At 58.0% G+C, this 14,273-nt stretch carries 10 protein-coding genes and 3 pseudogenes; 8 read left to right on the forward strand and 5 right to left on the reverse strand.

Annotated features, from left to right (window positions below; translation table 11 throughout):
- The 6 genes and pseudogenes from L9Z73_RS13920 to L9Z73_RS13945 form a co-directional block, all read left to right on the forward strand.
- A partial coding sequence (locus L9Z73_RS13920; protein ID WP_247401809.1) for an ABC transporter ATP-binding protein occupies positions 1-569 on the forward strand: 569 nt, incomplete at its 5' end.
- A 2-nt stretch (positions 570-571) separates the two neighbouring features.
- Entirely contained in the window at positions 572-1,453 is an 882-nt protein-coding gene (locus tag L9Z73_RS13925) for a branched-chain amino acid ABC transporter permease (RefSeq protein ID WP_247401811.1), read from the forward strand.
- Between the two features lie 21 nt (positions 1,454-1,474).
- Entirely contained in the window at positions 1,475-2,542 is a 1,068-nt protein-coding gene (locus L9Z73_RS13930) for a branched-chain amino acid ABC transporter permease (protein WP_247401813.1), read from the forward strand.
- A gap of 48 nt (positions 2,543-2,590) precedes the next feature.
- Positions 2,591-3,921: pseudogene (locus L9Z73_RS13935) on the forward strand (ABC transporter substrate-binding protein).
- Positions 3,922-3,960: 39 nt separating this feature from the next.
- Positions 3,961-4,050: pseudogene (locus L9Z73_RS13940) on the forward strand (ABC transporter ATP-binding protein); the annotation flags it as partial.
- A gap of 404 nt (positions 4,051-4,454) precedes the next feature.
- On the forward strand, positions 4,455-5,807 hold the full coding sequence (locus tag L9Z73_RS13945; RefSeq protein ID WP_247401816.1) for an OprD family porin: 1,353 nt from the start codon (positions 4,455-4,457) through the stop codon (positions 5,805-5,807).
- A 119-nt stretch (positions 5,808-5,926) separates the two neighbouring features.
- Here L9Z73_RS13945 and L9Z73_RS31475 read toward each other — a convergent pair whose 3' ends face one another.
- From L9Z73_RS31475 to L9Z73_RS13955, 3 genes and pseudogenes are all read right to left on the reverse strand, one after another.
- Positions 5,927-6,721 (reverse strand): methyl-accepting chemotaxis protein, encoded by a 795-nt coding sequence (locus L9Z73_RS31475; RefSeq protein ID WP_430624290.1) that lies wholly within the window; start codon positions 6,719-6,721, stop codon positions 5,927-5,929.
- 63 nt (positions 6,722-6,784) lie between these two features.
- Positions 6,785-7,801 (reverse strand): annotated as a pseudogene (locus L9Z73_RS31480) (cache domain-containing protein); the annotation flags it as partial.
- 167 nt (positions 7,802-7,968) lie between these two features.
- Positions 7,969-9,639 (reverse strand): NAD(P)H dependent flavin oxidoreductase family protein, encoded by a 1,671-nt coding sequence (locus tag L9Z73_RS13955; RefSeq protein WP_247401819.1) that lies wholly within the window; start codon positions 9,637-9,639, stop codon positions 7,969-7,971.
- A gap of 77 nt (positions 9,640-9,716) precedes the next feature.
- Between L9Z73_RS13955 and L9Z73_RS13960 the strand changes: the two genes are divergently transcribed.
- Complete coding sequence (locus L9Z73_RS13960) at positions 9,717-11,240, forward strand: PLP-dependent aminotransferase family protein (RefSeq protein WP_247401821.1); 1,524 nt, start codon at positions 9,717-9,719, stop codon at positions 11,238-11,240.
- A 208-nt stretch (positions 11,241-11,448) separates the two neighbouring features.
- On the opposite strand, the gene L9Z73_RS13965 is transcribed toward L9Z73_RS13960, so the two are convergent.
- Entirely contained in the window at positions 11,449-12,852 is a 1,404-nt protein-coding gene (locus L9Z73_RS13965) for a hypothetical protein (protein ID WP_247401824.1), read from the reverse strand.
- Between the two features lie 227 nt (positions 12,853-13,079).
- Here L9Z73_RS13965 and L9Z73_RS13970 point away from each other — a divergent pair, with 227 nt between their 5' ends.
- Positions 13,080-13,340: a DUF3630 family protein gene (locus L9Z73_RS13970; protein ID WP_247401825.1), complete on the forward strand. Its 261-nt coding sequence runs from the start codon at positions 13,080-13,082 to the stop codon at positions 13,338-13,340.
- 238 nt (positions 13,341-13,578) lie between these two features.
- On the opposite strand, the gene L9Z73_RS13975 is transcribed toward L9Z73_RS13970, so the two are convergent.
- A partial coding sequence (locus L9Z73_RS13975; RefSeq protein ID WP_247401827.1) for a transposase occupies positions 13,579-14,273 on the reverse strand: 695 nt, incomplete at its 5' end.

Consider the following 14,273-nt stretch of genomic DNA (forward strand, 5'->3'; position numbering starts at 1 on the left):
CGCACCAGGCCGCCGAGCGCGGTATAGCGCGGACCTTTCAAAACATCGCGCTGTTCAAGGGCATGAGCGTGCTCGACAACGTGCTGACCGGGCGCAACCTCAAGCGCCGCAGCAGTTGGCTCGAGCAGGTGCTGCGCTTGGGCCGTGCGCCTCGCGAGGACGACGAGCAGCGCCGTCACGCGGAAAAAATCATCGAGTTCCTGCGCATCCACCCCTGGCGCCATGTGCTGGTGGGCAAGTTGCCTTACGGCTTGCAGAAACGTGTCGAACTGGCCCGCGCCCTGGCCGCTGAGCCGAGGTTGTTGTTGCTGGATGAACCCATGGCCGGAATGAACGCTGAAGAGAAGGACGAGATGAGCCAATTCATCCGCGACATCAACCGCGAGTTCGGCACCACCGTGGTGCTGATCGAACACGACATCGGGGTGGTCATGGGCTTGTGCGACCACGTGGTCGTGCTCGATTACGGCCGCAAGATCGGCGATGGCACGCCCGAGCAAGTGCGCGCCAATCCCGATGTGATCGCCGCTTACCTGGGCACGCGGCGTTCCCGTGCGGAGAACCACTGAACATGCAATTTTTCTTCGAAGTGCTGATTGGCGGGCTGCTGGCGGGCGTCATGTACTCGTTGGTGGCGATTGGTTTTGTCCTGATCTACAAGGCCTCCGGTGTGTTCAATTTCGCCCAGGGGGCAATGGTGCTGTTCGCCGCGCTGACCTTTGTCAGCCTGCTCGAACGCGGCTTCCCGTTCGTGTGGGCGTTTGTCATCACGCTGGCGAGCATGGTGGTGCTGGCGTTGCTGATCGAAAAAATGGTGCTGCGGCCCTTGGTCAATCGCGCACCGATCATCCTGTTCATGGCCACGCTCGGGCTGTCCTACATGATCGAAGGTTTTGCGCAGTTTCTATGGGGCGCTCAAGTCCACGGTCTGGAATTGGGCATCGCCGATGAGCCGCTGGAAATCCGCGGCATGTTGCTCTCGCAATTCGACCTGTTTGCGGCCGGAACGGCGGCCACTTTGGTGATCGCCTTGTCGCTGCTGTTCAACCGGACCCGAGTCGGTTTGTCGCTGCGCGCGGTTGCCGATGATCCGTTGGCGGCCCTGGCCGTGGGCATCCGCCTGCCACGCATCTGGGCGCTGGTGTGGGCGGTAGCGGGTTTCGTCGGGCTGGTGGCCGGGTTGCTCTGGGGCGCTCGTCTGGGGGTGCAGTTTTCCTTGTCATTGGTGGTGCTCAAGGCCTTGCCGGTGTTGATCATCGGCGGTTTTTCCTCCATCGGCGGGGCGATTGTCGGCGGGCTGATCATCGGTGCGGCGGAAAAAGTCGCGGAGATTTACCTCGGCCCGATCATCGGCAGCGGCATCGAAAACTGGGTGCCTTACGTCCTCGCCATGCTGTTTCTGTTGGTGCGGCCTGCCGGGTTGTTCGGCGAGCGGGCGATCGAACGGGTCTGATTTTTTTCAAGGAATGCCTTCATGCTTTATCGAGAAGCCGGTCAACTGAGCACCTCTTATGCGATGGAACGGCGCACGTTCCGCTTGCGCCAGGACCGCGTGGGTCTGTGGCTGTTCTTGGGGTTTGCCTTCATTGCGGTGCCCTGGCTGGGCAATGACTATTGGTTCAGTGCGATTCTGCTGCCGCTGCTGGTGTTGTCCCTGGCGGGGCTGGGGTTGAACCTGTTGACCGGTTATGCCGGGCAGCTGTCCCTCGGGTCGGCGGCGTTCATGGCGGTGGGGGCGTTCGCGGCCTACAACCTGCAGTTGCGCGCGCCGGGTTTGCCGCTGCTGGTGAGTTTCGCGCTGGGCGGAGTGATTGCTGCGCTGGTGGCTGTGCTCTTCGGTTTGCCGAGCCTGCGGATCAAGGGCTTTTACCTGCTGGTGGCGACCCTGGCCGCGCAGTTCGTGGTGGAGTGGGTACTGACCCGGTTCAGTTGGTTTACCAACGACAACGCCTCCGGGGTCATCACCTCGCCACCGCTGCTGATCGCGGGGCTGGATTTCAGTTCGCCCCGTGGGCGTTATCTGCTGACCCTGGCGGTGGTCGTGGTGCTGTTCTGGCTGGGCAAAAACCTGGTGCGCAGCGAGTTGGGCCGTAACTGGATGGCCGTGCGCGACATGGACACCGCTGCCGCCGTGATCGGCATCCGCCTGTTCAAGGCCAAGCTGCTGGCGTTTGCCATCAGTGGCTTCTACCTCGGGGTTGCCGGTTCGCTGTGGGCGTTTGCCTACCTGGGCACGGTGGAGCCTCACGGCTTCGATCTCAGCCGCTCATTTCAAGTGCTCTTCATCATCATTATCGGCGGCCTGGGCAGTGTGCTCGGCAATGTCCTGGGCGCCGCTTTTATCGTGTTGTTCCCGATTCTGCTGGCCAACCTCTTCGGGCTGTTGCCCGGCGGGCTGATCGATTCCGGCCAGTTGGAAAACCTGCAGAAAATGCTCTTTGGCGCGTTGATCATCGCTTTCCTGATCAAGGAGCCCGAGGGCCTGGCCCGACTGTGGCAACGCTTTCGCCAGCGGGCCCGGATCTGGCCGTTGCGTTACTGATTGTTCTCATCCCTGACCCCCATCCTTCGTTCACGAGGAACTGCCTTCATGACTCACCGCACACCGCTGCGCCGCCTGCTATTAGGCTTGGCCTTGATCACCGCCGGGCTCAGTGCCGGCGCTCACGCCGACAACGAACAGTACTTCCCCTTGCAGAGCTATCGGGTCGGACCTTACGCCGCCGGTGGCACCGGCTTCTTCGGCGGCTTTATCGACTACCTGCAATACATCAACGCAAAGGGTGGGGTGAACGGCGTCAAGCTGACCTGGAGCGAGTGCGAAACGGAGTATGTGGTGGAGAAGGGCGTCGAATGCTACGAGCGCCTCAAGGGCGGCCTTAATGGTGCGCCGGCCGCCGCGACCAACCCGTTGTCGGTGGGCATTGCCTACGCGACGCTGGACCGTTCGACGGCCGACAAATTGCCACTGATCACCATCAACCATGGCCGCACCGACTCCACCGACGGTAGCGTGTTCCCTTACGTGTTCCCGCTGCAGCTCAACCCGTATTCGGAAGTCTCGGCAATCATCAACTACATCGGCACGCGCGAAGGCGGGGCCGACAAACTCAAAGGCAAGAAGATCGCCGTGCTTTACCACGGCTCGCCGTATGGCAAGGAAACCAATGGCGTCCTGGAAACCCTGGCGAAAACGCCGGTTTCGAACTGACCCTGCTGGAAGTGCCGCACCCCGGCAACGAGCAGCAATCGCAGTGGCTCAATATCCGTCGCCTCAAGCCGGACTGGGTGATCCTGCGCGGTTGGGGGGTGATGAATCCGGTGGCGCTGAAGTCCGCGCAAAAGGTCGGTTACCCGGTGGATCACATCATCGGCAACATCTGGAGCAACTCGGAAGAGGACGTGGTGCCGGCAGGCGCGGCCGCCAAAGGCTTCATTTCCATCACCACCCACCCTTCCGGCACAGATTTCCCGGTGCTGCAGGGCATCAAGCAAAGCGTGGTGGACGCCGGCAAGGGCAACCTGGCCGATCCGAAGCGCTTCGGTACGGTGTACTACAACCTCGGTGTGGTGAACGGCATTCTCAACGTCGAAGCCGTGCGCCTTGCACAGGCAAAATACGGCGCCAAGCCATTGACCGGCGAGCAGGTGCGCTGGGGCTTCGAACACCTGAACCTCGACGATGCGCGCTTGCAGGCATTGGGCGCCAAGGGCCTGGTGCAGCCGTTGAAGTTGTCGTGCGCCGATCATGAAGGCGGCGGTGCGGTGCGCTTTCAGCAATGGGACGGCCAGCGTTGGAACCTGATCAGCGACTGGGTCCAGGCCGACCGTGCGTTGTTGCGGCCGATCATCGAGGCTTCCGCTGCCCAGTACGCCAAGGAAAAAGGCATCACCCCGCGCAATTGCAGCCAGGAGCAATAAGGTCCTCTGAGCCAGAGCCTATACGCCAACCCACTCTTGCTGAGCGTCGAGCAGAACCTGTTGATCGGCGGCTTTTCCGGGCGACCTTCGCGCAAGGTGTTGAGCCAGCGTCTGGAGCGCACCTATGGGTAATGCCAGTCAGTTAAGGCGGAACACTGTCACTGTGGCGAGGGAGCTTGCTCCCGCTGGGACGCGAAGCGGCCCCAACAGAGGGGACTGCTACGCAGTCCAACGGGAGCAAGCTCCCTCGCCACGGGTTAGCGGTTACGCGCGCTATCGCTTAACTGACCGGCATTGGGTCGCAAGCCTTTCTTTTTTTTATAGGTACGCCAGCCAAGTTCAACGAGTGGCAAGTGTTTACAGTGCAACACCGAGTTCACAAAGTGCGGATTAATACGTGCGATAAATAGTCGTTAAGTTTATCTAACTAATTGAAATATATAATTTTATTGTGTTGGCATGATTTTCGGATTGTTGCGGGAGGATCAGCATTTTTTGCATCCCTACCGCCTTAATAATTTGAAGAGAACATCATGCGTAAAGTCGCCGCTTTGTCTGCGTTTTTTGCCGTTACCACGCCCGGTTATTCATGGGCCACCAATGATAAAAATGAAAATGGATTTATTGAAGATAGCCATTTGAACATTCTCAACCGGGATTTCTATTTCAGTCAGGACTTTCGAAATGGCAGCAGTGCAACCAACCCTCACACCGGCGCGCGCCAGAGCCGCCGGGCGGAATGGGCGCATGCGGTGATCGGGCGCTTTGAATCCGGCTTTACCCAGGGCCCCGTGGGGTTTGGGGTCGATGCTTACGGGCAGTTCGGGGTCAAGCTCGATGGCGGTGATGGCGTGGTGGGCAACGGTGTTGGCGGGCCGGGGTTGATTCCGCGTAAAGGCGATAACAACGGCGAGCCCAAGGATGAGTGGGGCAAGGCCGGTGGCGCGGTGAAGGTGCGGGCGTTCGATACGGTGGTCAAATACGGCGATGTATCCCCAACCAGCCCGGTACTCCATGCCGGTGATATCCGCCTGTTGCCGCAAACCCTGACCGGTCTGATCTTCGACAACACCTCCATCGCCGGCTTGAAAATTGAGGGCGGCAGACTGACGGCGTCCAGCGATCGCAGCGGCGTCAACCATAGCGGCGACCTGGGCACGGTCTACGGTGGGCGCTTGACCGGGGCGGATGATGTCCAGTACATCGGCGCGGATTATCGCTTCAACGACAACTGGAGTTTCAAGTTGCACACCAGCCGCCTGGATAACGTCTGGAACCAGTCCTTCGCCCGGGTCGACTTCAAGCAAAGGCTCACTCCCACCATCACTTGGGATACGGGGCTCAATTACTACCGCACCCGTGACAGTGGCGAGGCCTTGCTCGGGAAAATCGATAACGATAGCTGGAGTACTCACCTGGGGCTGAATGTCGGATTCAACCGTTTTCTGCTGGCATACGAGCAAGTACGCGGTGACTCGCCGTTCGACTACGTGTGGAACACCTACGACCTGGAACTCGACAACGCCTCCCAATGGTCGGACTTCAACAACCCCAACGAACGCTCCTGGCAGGCCAGCTATACCTATGACTTCGCCGGGTTGGGTCTACCGGGGCTTAGCCTCACGGGGCGCTACCTGCGCGGTGACAACATTGATGGCACGCGGGCCACAGGCGGCTACACGGCGTTCAACAGCGTCAGTGACGGCAAGCACTGGGAGCGTGATTTCTGGGCGAGCTACATCGTTCAGAGCGGCCCGGCAAAGGACTTGAGGCTTCAGGTACTTCAAGCCACGCACCGTGTGGGAGGCGATTTCGGTAACTACGACTCCAACGTTGACGAACTGCGGGTCATCGTCGAATACCCGCTGGATTTGCGCATGCTGTAACCGCGCCATTCATTCCAGCCACAGAGTGGAATCGCAGAAACAAGAAAGCCCGCACGAGGCGGGCTTCTTGGGGATTCATAGGCGGCTGTGAACGTCTATGGATCGGCGCCTGGAATAGGTCAGATGCGGAAACTGCCCACCAGATGCTTCAGCCGTGCCGCCTGCTGTTCCAGGTCGGCGCAGGCGCGCAGGGTCGATTGCAGGTTTTCCACGCCTTCCTGATTGAGCGTGTTGATCTCGGTAATGTCCATGTTGATCGACTCCACCACCGAGGTCTGCTCCTCGGTGGCGGTGGCGACCGACTGGTTCATGCCATCGATCTCGCCGATGCGCTGGGTCACGCTGTTCAAGCGCTCGCCGACCAGGTTGGCGATTTCCATGCTGTCTTGGCTATGGCGCTGGCTGTCGCCCATGGTGCTGACCGACTCCCGGGCGCCGACTTGCAGCTCCTCGATCATCGTTTGCACCTGTTGTGCCGATTCCTGGGTGCGATGTGCCAGGTTGCGCACTTCATCGGCCACCACCGCAAACCCGCGTCCGGCTTCCCCGGCCCGTGCGGCCTCAATGGCGGCGTTGAGCGCGAGCAGGTTGGTTTGCTGGGAAATACTGGTGATCACCTCAAGGATCTGACCGATATTCACCGTTTTGCTGTTCAGCGACTCGATATTCGTACTCGATGCGCTGAGCATGTCCGACAGCTGATGCATTGCGCTGATGTTGCGCTCGACCACTTGCTGACCCTGCTCAGCCATACCCCGCGCGTCGCTGGCCTGTTGCGAGGCCTGAGCGGCATTACGGGCTATTTCCTGAGCCGCAGCGCCGAGTTCGTTGATGGCAGCGGCAACGCTGTTGGTACGGCTGGCCTGTTCGTCGGAGTTGAGCATCGATGAGTTGGAGGCGCTGACCACGCGCATCGCCACTTCGTTGACGTGCTCGGTCGCTGAGGAAACTTCTCGGATCGAGGTGTGGATACGTTCGACAAAATCGTTGAACGCATTGCCCAGGGTGCCGAACTCGTCTTGCGTGTGGATGACCAGGCGTTTGGTGAGGTCACCTTCGCCTTGGGCAATGTCCTCCATTGCGCGGGTCATAGCGTGCAGCGGTTGGAGCAGCACGCGGATCAGAAAAGTCAGCAGGACGATGATGAGGATCACCGCAACGATGGTGGCAATCACCGCCGAATAGCGGAATTGGCTCAGCGTCGCGTAAGCCTTGTCTTTATCGATAGAGAGGCCGATGTACCAGTTGGCGGAAGGTAGACCTTTGATCGGTGCGAAGGTCAGCAAGCGGGCTTGCCCGTTGAACTGGACCTCGGTCAGCTCGCCGGAAAGTTTCGGTGTGTGTGTAGGGTACAAATCCGAAAGCGACTTCATGACCAGCGCTTTGTCCGGATGGACCAGTATCTTGCCCTGATCGTTGACCAGGAACGCATAGCCCATGCCGCCAAACTTCAACGAGTTGATGAGTTCCACCAGGCCATCCAACGCCAGGTCACCGCCGACCACACCGATGCTGCTGGAAACCTTGCTGATGACACCAATGACCATCTTGTTGGTGGCCAGATCAATATAAGGCTCAGTCAGTATGGCGCCGTTGGCGTTCATACCGTCCTTGTACCAAGCGCGGGAACGCGGGTCATAGCCATCGGGCATCTTGGTGTTCGGACGAATACTGAAACTGCCGTCGACCTTGCCTAGGTAGTCGGTGAGAAAACTTGAGGTCAGGACGCTCTCATCCATCAGCGTCTCGGCATTGGCAGGCTCCCTGGCAATGTTCTGCGCCAGATTCCTCACCAAATTAATCCGCCCCTCCAGCAGGTTACGAATATTGGTGGAGGTAGAGTCACCCATTTCAGTCAAATAGTTTTCCAGGCTGACGCGAGTTGCATTGCGCTGTAAATAGTCGTTGTACAACGTGAATAGGGTGAAGGCGAGCATCACAATCAGCGACACGGCCAACAGAATTTTGTGACTGAAACGAAGGCTTCTATTCATGGCGTATTGAGTTCGCTAGGTCTTTTGCGTGGACTGTCCAAGGGTATCGGCCGTCGCCCGGTAAACCTTGAGGTATGAAGGGCCTGGTCGCTGCCGCTGGACGGGCACCGTTTTGAAGTCTGCTTCGTTGTTTGGTGTGAAGCGCATCGGCGGGTAGGGCCCCTCGACTAGACCGCGTAGGCCTCGCCAATCAGGATATCCTCGAAGAACGCCCCGATCGGTTGCGTGGGATGGCACAACTGTATCTCCAGGACCCAGACCATCTCGCTCGGTACGATCGCCACTTCAGCCAATTTGTTCTGCCCGAACAGGGCATGAGGGAAGTCGGCGATGCGGTGCCCTGCCAGGTTGCGCTCAAGGCGCCAGCCTTTGGAGAGGGCACTTCGCTCAGCGAAGTCATACAGCTGGCGTCCGGTCAGCCCGCGGTGCCAGGCGTCGCGGGTTTCGTCGAACACTTCATGCAGTGCTTTCACGCAGGCGTCATACAGCCGGTGCTCGCCGAATACGAAGGTGTCGCCATAATCGCCTTCATAGCCATCCCACACCGGGCCAAGGTCGACCACGGCGATATCGGTGGCGCGCAGCTTGCGTTGTGGGTCGATGCCTTGGCGCGGTGTGCGGATGGTGTCGTCGCCAAAGCGTATATAGGTGGGGTGCCAGGTGTGCGATGCACCCATTCCCTGCAATGTTTGACTGGCCATTTCGAGGGCTTGCGCAGTGGTCATGCCCACTGTCAATTGGTCGGCGATGGCGGCCAGGGCTCTTACCGTTTGCTCGCGGGCAGCGAGCATGCCATCCAGTGAGTAGCGCGGGCCGACCTTTTCCAGCACGGGGTGCCGCGTGTTGAGTGACTCCGCCTGCGTCAATGCACCGCTGGGGACGAAGGCTTCGGCGACAAAACGATGAGCCTGCGCGCCCGCTGCCAGGCAGGTTTCGCGGACCTGGTTGATCATCGCGCTATTGCCGCAGGCGTAGATTTGGCTATCAGCCCAGTTGTGAGGCTGTGCCAGCGCGACCTGCTGCACACGGGCCTCTGCCGACAGGACCCGGTACCAGTGAAAACATGTATGTATCTGGCTGGCCCGGTCGAGAAACTCAGCGTCGTAGAAGTCCGCCGGCGCTGAGTTACCCCAGTACAGGGTGACCTCGGCATGGCGGGCCAAGGCCGTCAGCAACAAGGGCTTGATGCCGGCATAACCGGTCCCGGTAGCAAACAGCACAACAGGACGCGCATCTTCGTGTTGCCAGGTGCAGGCGCCCACGGGGCCTTCGAGTTTCACCGTATCACCCACTTGCAGGGTCGGCAGGATGCGCTCGGAAAACAGGCCGCCGCTGACCTGGCGAATATGAAACACCCATTGGCCTTGATCCTGCCCGGGCAGATTGGCGACGGAGAAACAGCGGCTGTCGCCATCGTCGAGGCGAAACCTGACGTACTGGCCGGCCCGCACTTCCAGCGGCTGAGCTGTCAGCAACACCAATTCGACGATATCGGCGCTCAGCGCGCGTTTGCCGATCACCTGTGCGGTGACTTCCAGCGCTGGCGTGTCCAGTGACCAGCCGGGAATTTCCAGACGCATGTCGCTACAGGCATGGCTCTGGCACAGCAACATCTCGTCAGATGCGAGTGGATAGGAGGGGGCCGGGGAGTCTTGTGTGCGTAACTTTTCTCGGTACCGGCCTGACACCACCTTGACCTTGCACGACCCGCAGGCGCCGCGGCGGCAGGAGAAAGGTACGGCGAGACCGCTGGCAAGCATGGCGTCGAGCAGCAATTGATCGGCGGCTTCGAAGGATTTGCCCGAGGGCAACAATTCAACGACATGGCGGTTGTGCATAAACACCTCGGGGCAATTGAGGCCCGATTGTTGCGTTAGACTAGGACCAGAAGAACCTCCAGTTTTGGATAATTCATATGGTCCAGCTTCGCAAATGGCGCCCTCTGCTCAAACTCGATGGGGCGCAGCCGCAGGCGTCGTATAGAAAGATCATCGAGGGCTTGGTGAGCGCGATTGTCGAGGGACGCCTGCGCCCCGGAACGCTGTTGCCCGGCACGCGGGAAATGGCGCAACTGCTGGACGTCAATCGCAAGACGGTGATCCTGGCCTACGAGGAAGCGGTGACCAAAGGCTGGCTGGTCAGCATTCAACGTCGCGGCACTTTCGTCAGTACGCAACTGGCGACAGGAACGGTTGCTGCCCCCAGCGCGCCAAAGTCATTTGCCCCGGCGTTGCGGGAGACGCCTGCTGTTGCCTATTTCACGCCGGGCGAGCAGGTGACAGCGCTGCAACATCGGCCGGGCGCGCTGTTTTTCGATAATGGCGCCTGTGACCATCGTTTACTGCCGCAAGCCGTCTTGCATCGCTACTATCGCAATGCCTTGCGCAACAGCTTTACCACCAACACCGTGCGACATGGCAGCGAGGGCAGCGGCCACTACCTACGCAACGCCCTGGCCGAAATGTTGCGCCATAATCGCGGCCTGAATGTCGACGCGCGGCAGATTTGCCTGACCCAAGGCGTCCAGATGTCGCTGTACCTCACTGCCAGCGTGCTGCTCAAACCCGGTGATGTCGTGGTGGTCGAACGTTTGAGTTACCCACCTGCATGGGAGATTTTCCGCCAGTTGGGCGCGCAACTGGTCACCGTGGACCTGGACGACGAAGGTTGCCGGGTCGATCAGCTCGCTGAGCTGTGCCGTATACACAACGTCCGGATGATGTATGTCACCCCCCATCACCAGTTTCCTACCACCGTCAGCCTGCGTGCCGGACGTCGGCAGCAACTCCTGGAATTGGCCCGGGTGCATGATTTCTGCATCATCGAGGAAGATTACGACCACGAGTATCACTTTGCCGGACGGCCCTATTTGCCCCTGGCCAGCGACAGCGCGCAGCGCCATGTGATCTACATCGGCTCGCTGTCCAAGTCGCTGGGCAGCACCTTCCGTTGCAGCTATATCGTTGCACCGTCGAATGTCATCGAAGTGCTCGAGCGCACGGCGGCGGTGAGCCTGGGCCAGGGCGATGCCGTCATGCAGCGGATGCTGGCGGACTTGATCAACGATGGCGAACTGAAGAAGCATCTGCGTCGTGTTTCCAGAGAATACCGGCGGCGTCGGGAAACGCTGCTCAGTTGCCTGCTGGATGCGTTTGGTGAGCAGATATCCGTGCAGGAACCGGAGGGCGGGCTGGCGCTGTGGGTAACGTTCGCCGACTCAATAAACGTCAATCAACTGGCTGAAAAAGCGCTGGAGCTGGATCTGGTGGTGCGCAGCGGTCGCCATTTTTCACCCGTTGATCACCCTGAGAATGCCCTGCGCCTGGGATTCGCCTCGCTCAATCCGGAGGAAATCCGCACCGCCACGCAGCGCTTGGCTCAGGCGGCGCAGGTGATTGGGGACGCGGCTAAAGAATTACGCCGGCCGAACGTTGGGTGAGCGCAGATCCTGTGAAGGCTGACAGGCCGCTTTGGCCGAAAGCTGCCTGTCGCGAAGGGCGGCAACCGCCCCATTATAGAGAGTCCGTCCCGCCTTCACGGATACGGATACGGGTAACGGTTGGCAGGTAGCTGTCAGCGAATTCGGCGCTTTCAAAATCGGCGGAGCGCTGCTGCCGATAGAAATACATGACGATTTCAGACCGCCCTCAGTGAACGCTCAAAATGCGGAGTTCATTATTGGGATATGTATTTTTATCACTACCTAAATCGAGAAAGTAGCCATAATCAGCCAAGTAGTAAATTGTATAAGCCGCACGGTGTTTCTCAAATTTAGTAATACACCCCAGCCCCTTGGCTATACCACTGAATTTGGCATTGAGTTCACTGGCGTTAAGTTCGCGCGTTACAGTGCATTCCACCGTGAAGACTCTAGCGACTTGCGAACTTTGATCAGAACGGCCAAGCTCCCCCTGAGCGGTGTAGCTCAATAGAGAGCCAACGGGCATGCGCTGCCAATCTCCGAAAAAAACCAGGCGGTTGAGTTTATAGGTCCCTACCTTGCGTTGAAGCGTAGTGGTTTTACTACTAAGATTAATTAGCCCTCGCCAAGTAATTTTATGAGTCTGATAAGCTTCTCTACGTAGATCGACAGCGATCTGTCCACTGGCTAAATCTGTAGTAAAAAAACTCTCTTCGTAGGAGTTTGAAGTCGCCCCTTTGCTGGTAGGTGTTTCGCCCACTGCAATGTATGTCAGCTTCTTGGTTGCAGGTTGCAGATTGAGCGCGTTGATTGCAGAAAGAATTGGCGCATCAATCATATTTGGGGCGGGTACATCAAGTGCTTTGTAACGCGAATTGTAAGCTGGCAGCTCCTTCAGTTGTTCAGCCCCCATGCACAGCGTTTTGAACAACAGCTTATTATCATCATTAGCTTCCGCTACAAGCTTGGCCACAGGATTTTCCGGAGTTTCACCGTCGACAACACTGTTGAAAATATCAACATCATAACTGGCCAACCGGCGAAATGTTTGCTTGGTGCAATCGACGGCATAGTGCTCGCGCACTTGGGAGGGAGACAAGCCGCGTACTGCATCCGTCAGTACTTCCTTATTATCATAGGCTCCCCAAAACAGCGTTTCCGAGCCTTGCGTCTTGATGCTATCCCTATCAAGCATTAGCCATCGGTCATTCGCGTTCTTTTTTACGATTCGCCAGTCAGGCTGCGATATTTCAGAACATGCTTGAAGGAAGCTTGGGTTCTTTATGAGCATGGAAGACAGCGATGACAGTAGGGGCTGCACCCCGACGTACTCTCCCTCTTTGCGATTTACATAAATCCGGCCATACGGAGAATCTATATACGCGGCGCTCAATTGCGGCACGCTACAAGACGCTTCTAATTGCACAACAACACGTTGAGGCCTTGCTTTGGTTTTCGGTGCCACGAGCTGGAAACTTAACCTGTCCCCTTCACGAAATACCGTATCGGCAACCACAGGTTGAGCCAGAAAAACGTCATATGCCTTTAAGTTATCTTTGCTCAGCGTCATTGGCTGACTAACGCACCCACCAATGGCTGCCATGCCAAGCAGAAATGTAATCCAGCGCACAAAAAACCTCATCTAAAATGATGTCATTTTAGCATCATCCACTACCCTTTCAAGCTTCCATGCGCAGCACCTGCATGGGTAACATCCTCGCCGACTTCTGGCAGAGGGGAAATAGGGGTCAGACCACTATTAATAAAAGTGGTCTGACCCCGTTTTTACGTTTTCGACCTATTGCGGCCATTCGCAGGAGCCACCAGAGTCGGGGACTGCTGGTGCGGAGGTGATACATGGTGACGATTGAAGTATCAGAAAAAGCCGACTGGAAGCTTTTCGAGGACGTGGCCCGGGTTCTTGAGCAAGGCCTGGGCGGTCGTTGGAAAGAGAAGCTCGATGGCCTAGACCAGCGCTACTGGGATCTGTTGGTGGAAGAACACACGCTTACCCTGCACCTTGAGCGCTACGTAGGCATTTCAGTGCTCGTTCCTGACAGCGCAGATGACACCCCTCTAAGAGTATGTGCGTTGCTCAAGCAGCCTCCTTGTGGGTAAGCCCGCGCCAGCAAAGATCCCAATTGGCTGATATCTGAACATCGTGAAGGGCTGCAACCGACCCAGGTTGTGTGAAAACGCGCTAAATACCTCGAAAACTGAGAGTCACAAGGGTTGCCTATGGAATCAGCGGACGGAAGCGCGAATTAGCTTAGTCAGTGACATAGAAGTTCGTAATGCCGTTTGGGCCGCGTCAGCGGCCCAAATGGCTTCTAACTGGCGAGCCAAGCGGCTGGATTCACGCTCTGATCGCCTCAAGCAGCCCTGCGATGCCGAAGATGCTCATCATTCGTTTGAGGTTGTAGGCGAGCACATGAAGACTCATCTCAGTGCTCACCCTCGGCAGGGTTTTGGTCAGAAAGTGGGTACTTCCCATCCAGTACTTGAGCGTTCCAAAAGGATGTTCAACAGTCTGTCGACGAACCCTCATCATCGCCGGATCATGTTCTAGCCGAACCTGCATCGCGTCGACTACAGCCTCATGTTCCCAGCGCTTCACTCGGCGCTCCTTGCCCGTCGTACATTGCTTGTGCATTGAGCAGGACTGGCAGCCCGAGAAGTAGTAACAATGCAATAACATGCCGTCTTCCATCGACGAATGCCGCCTGGTTAGTAACTGCCCCTCAGGGCATCGATACTCGTCCGAGGCCGCAAGATAGATGAAGTCCTGCTTACCAAATCGGCCTTCGGCTTTGCTGCCAGATGTGAGGGGTCTCGGTACGAAGGTAGTGATGCCGGCTTGCTCGCAAGCAAGGATTTCCAGACCTTTGTAATAGCCTCGGTCGGCCACCACCGTTAGCGATTCAGCCTCGATTTCTTCACGCGCTTGGTTCGCCATATTGCTCAGTTGCCCACGATCATTACCGACGTTGGTCACCTCATGGGCAACGATCAGATGGTGTTTGTCGTCGACAGCTGTTTGTACGTTGTAGC

The organism is Pseudomonas emilianonis (assembly GCF_023072625.1).
Taxonomy (GTDB): Bacteria; Pseudomonadota; Gammaproteobacteria; order Pseudomonadales; family Pseudomonadaceae; genus Aquipseudomonas; species Aquipseudomonas paraveronii.

Coding starts and splice junctions, on each gene's coding strand:
- L9Z73_RS13925 (WP_247401811.1), top strand. CDS start 572: ATGCAATTTTTCTTCGAAGTGCTGATTGGCGGGCTGCTGGCGGGCGTC.
- L9Z73_RS13930 (WP_247401813.1), top strand. CDS start 1,475: ATGCTTTATCGAGAAGCCGGTCAACTGAGCACCTCTTATGCGATGGAA.
- L9Z73_RS13945 (WP_247401816.1), top strand. CDS start 4,455: ATGCGTAAAGTCGCCGCTTTGTCTGCGTTTTTTGCCGTTACCACGCCC.
- L9Z73_RS31475 (WP_430624290.1), bottom strand. CDS start 6,721: ATGCGCGTGGTCAGCGCCTCCAACTCATCGATGCTCAACTCCGACGAA.
- L9Z73_RS13955 (WP_247401819.1), bottom strand. CDS start 9,639: ATGCACAACCGCCATGTCGTTGAATTGTTGCCCTCGGGCAAATCCTTC.
- L9Z73_RS13960 (WP_247401821.1), top strand. CDS start 9,717: ATGGTCCAGCTTCGCAAATGGCGCCCTCTGCTCAAACTCGATGGGGCG.
- L9Z73_RS13970 (WP_247401825.1), top strand. CDS start 13,080: ATGGTGACGATTGAAGTATCAGAAAAAGCCGACTGGAAGCTTTTCGAG.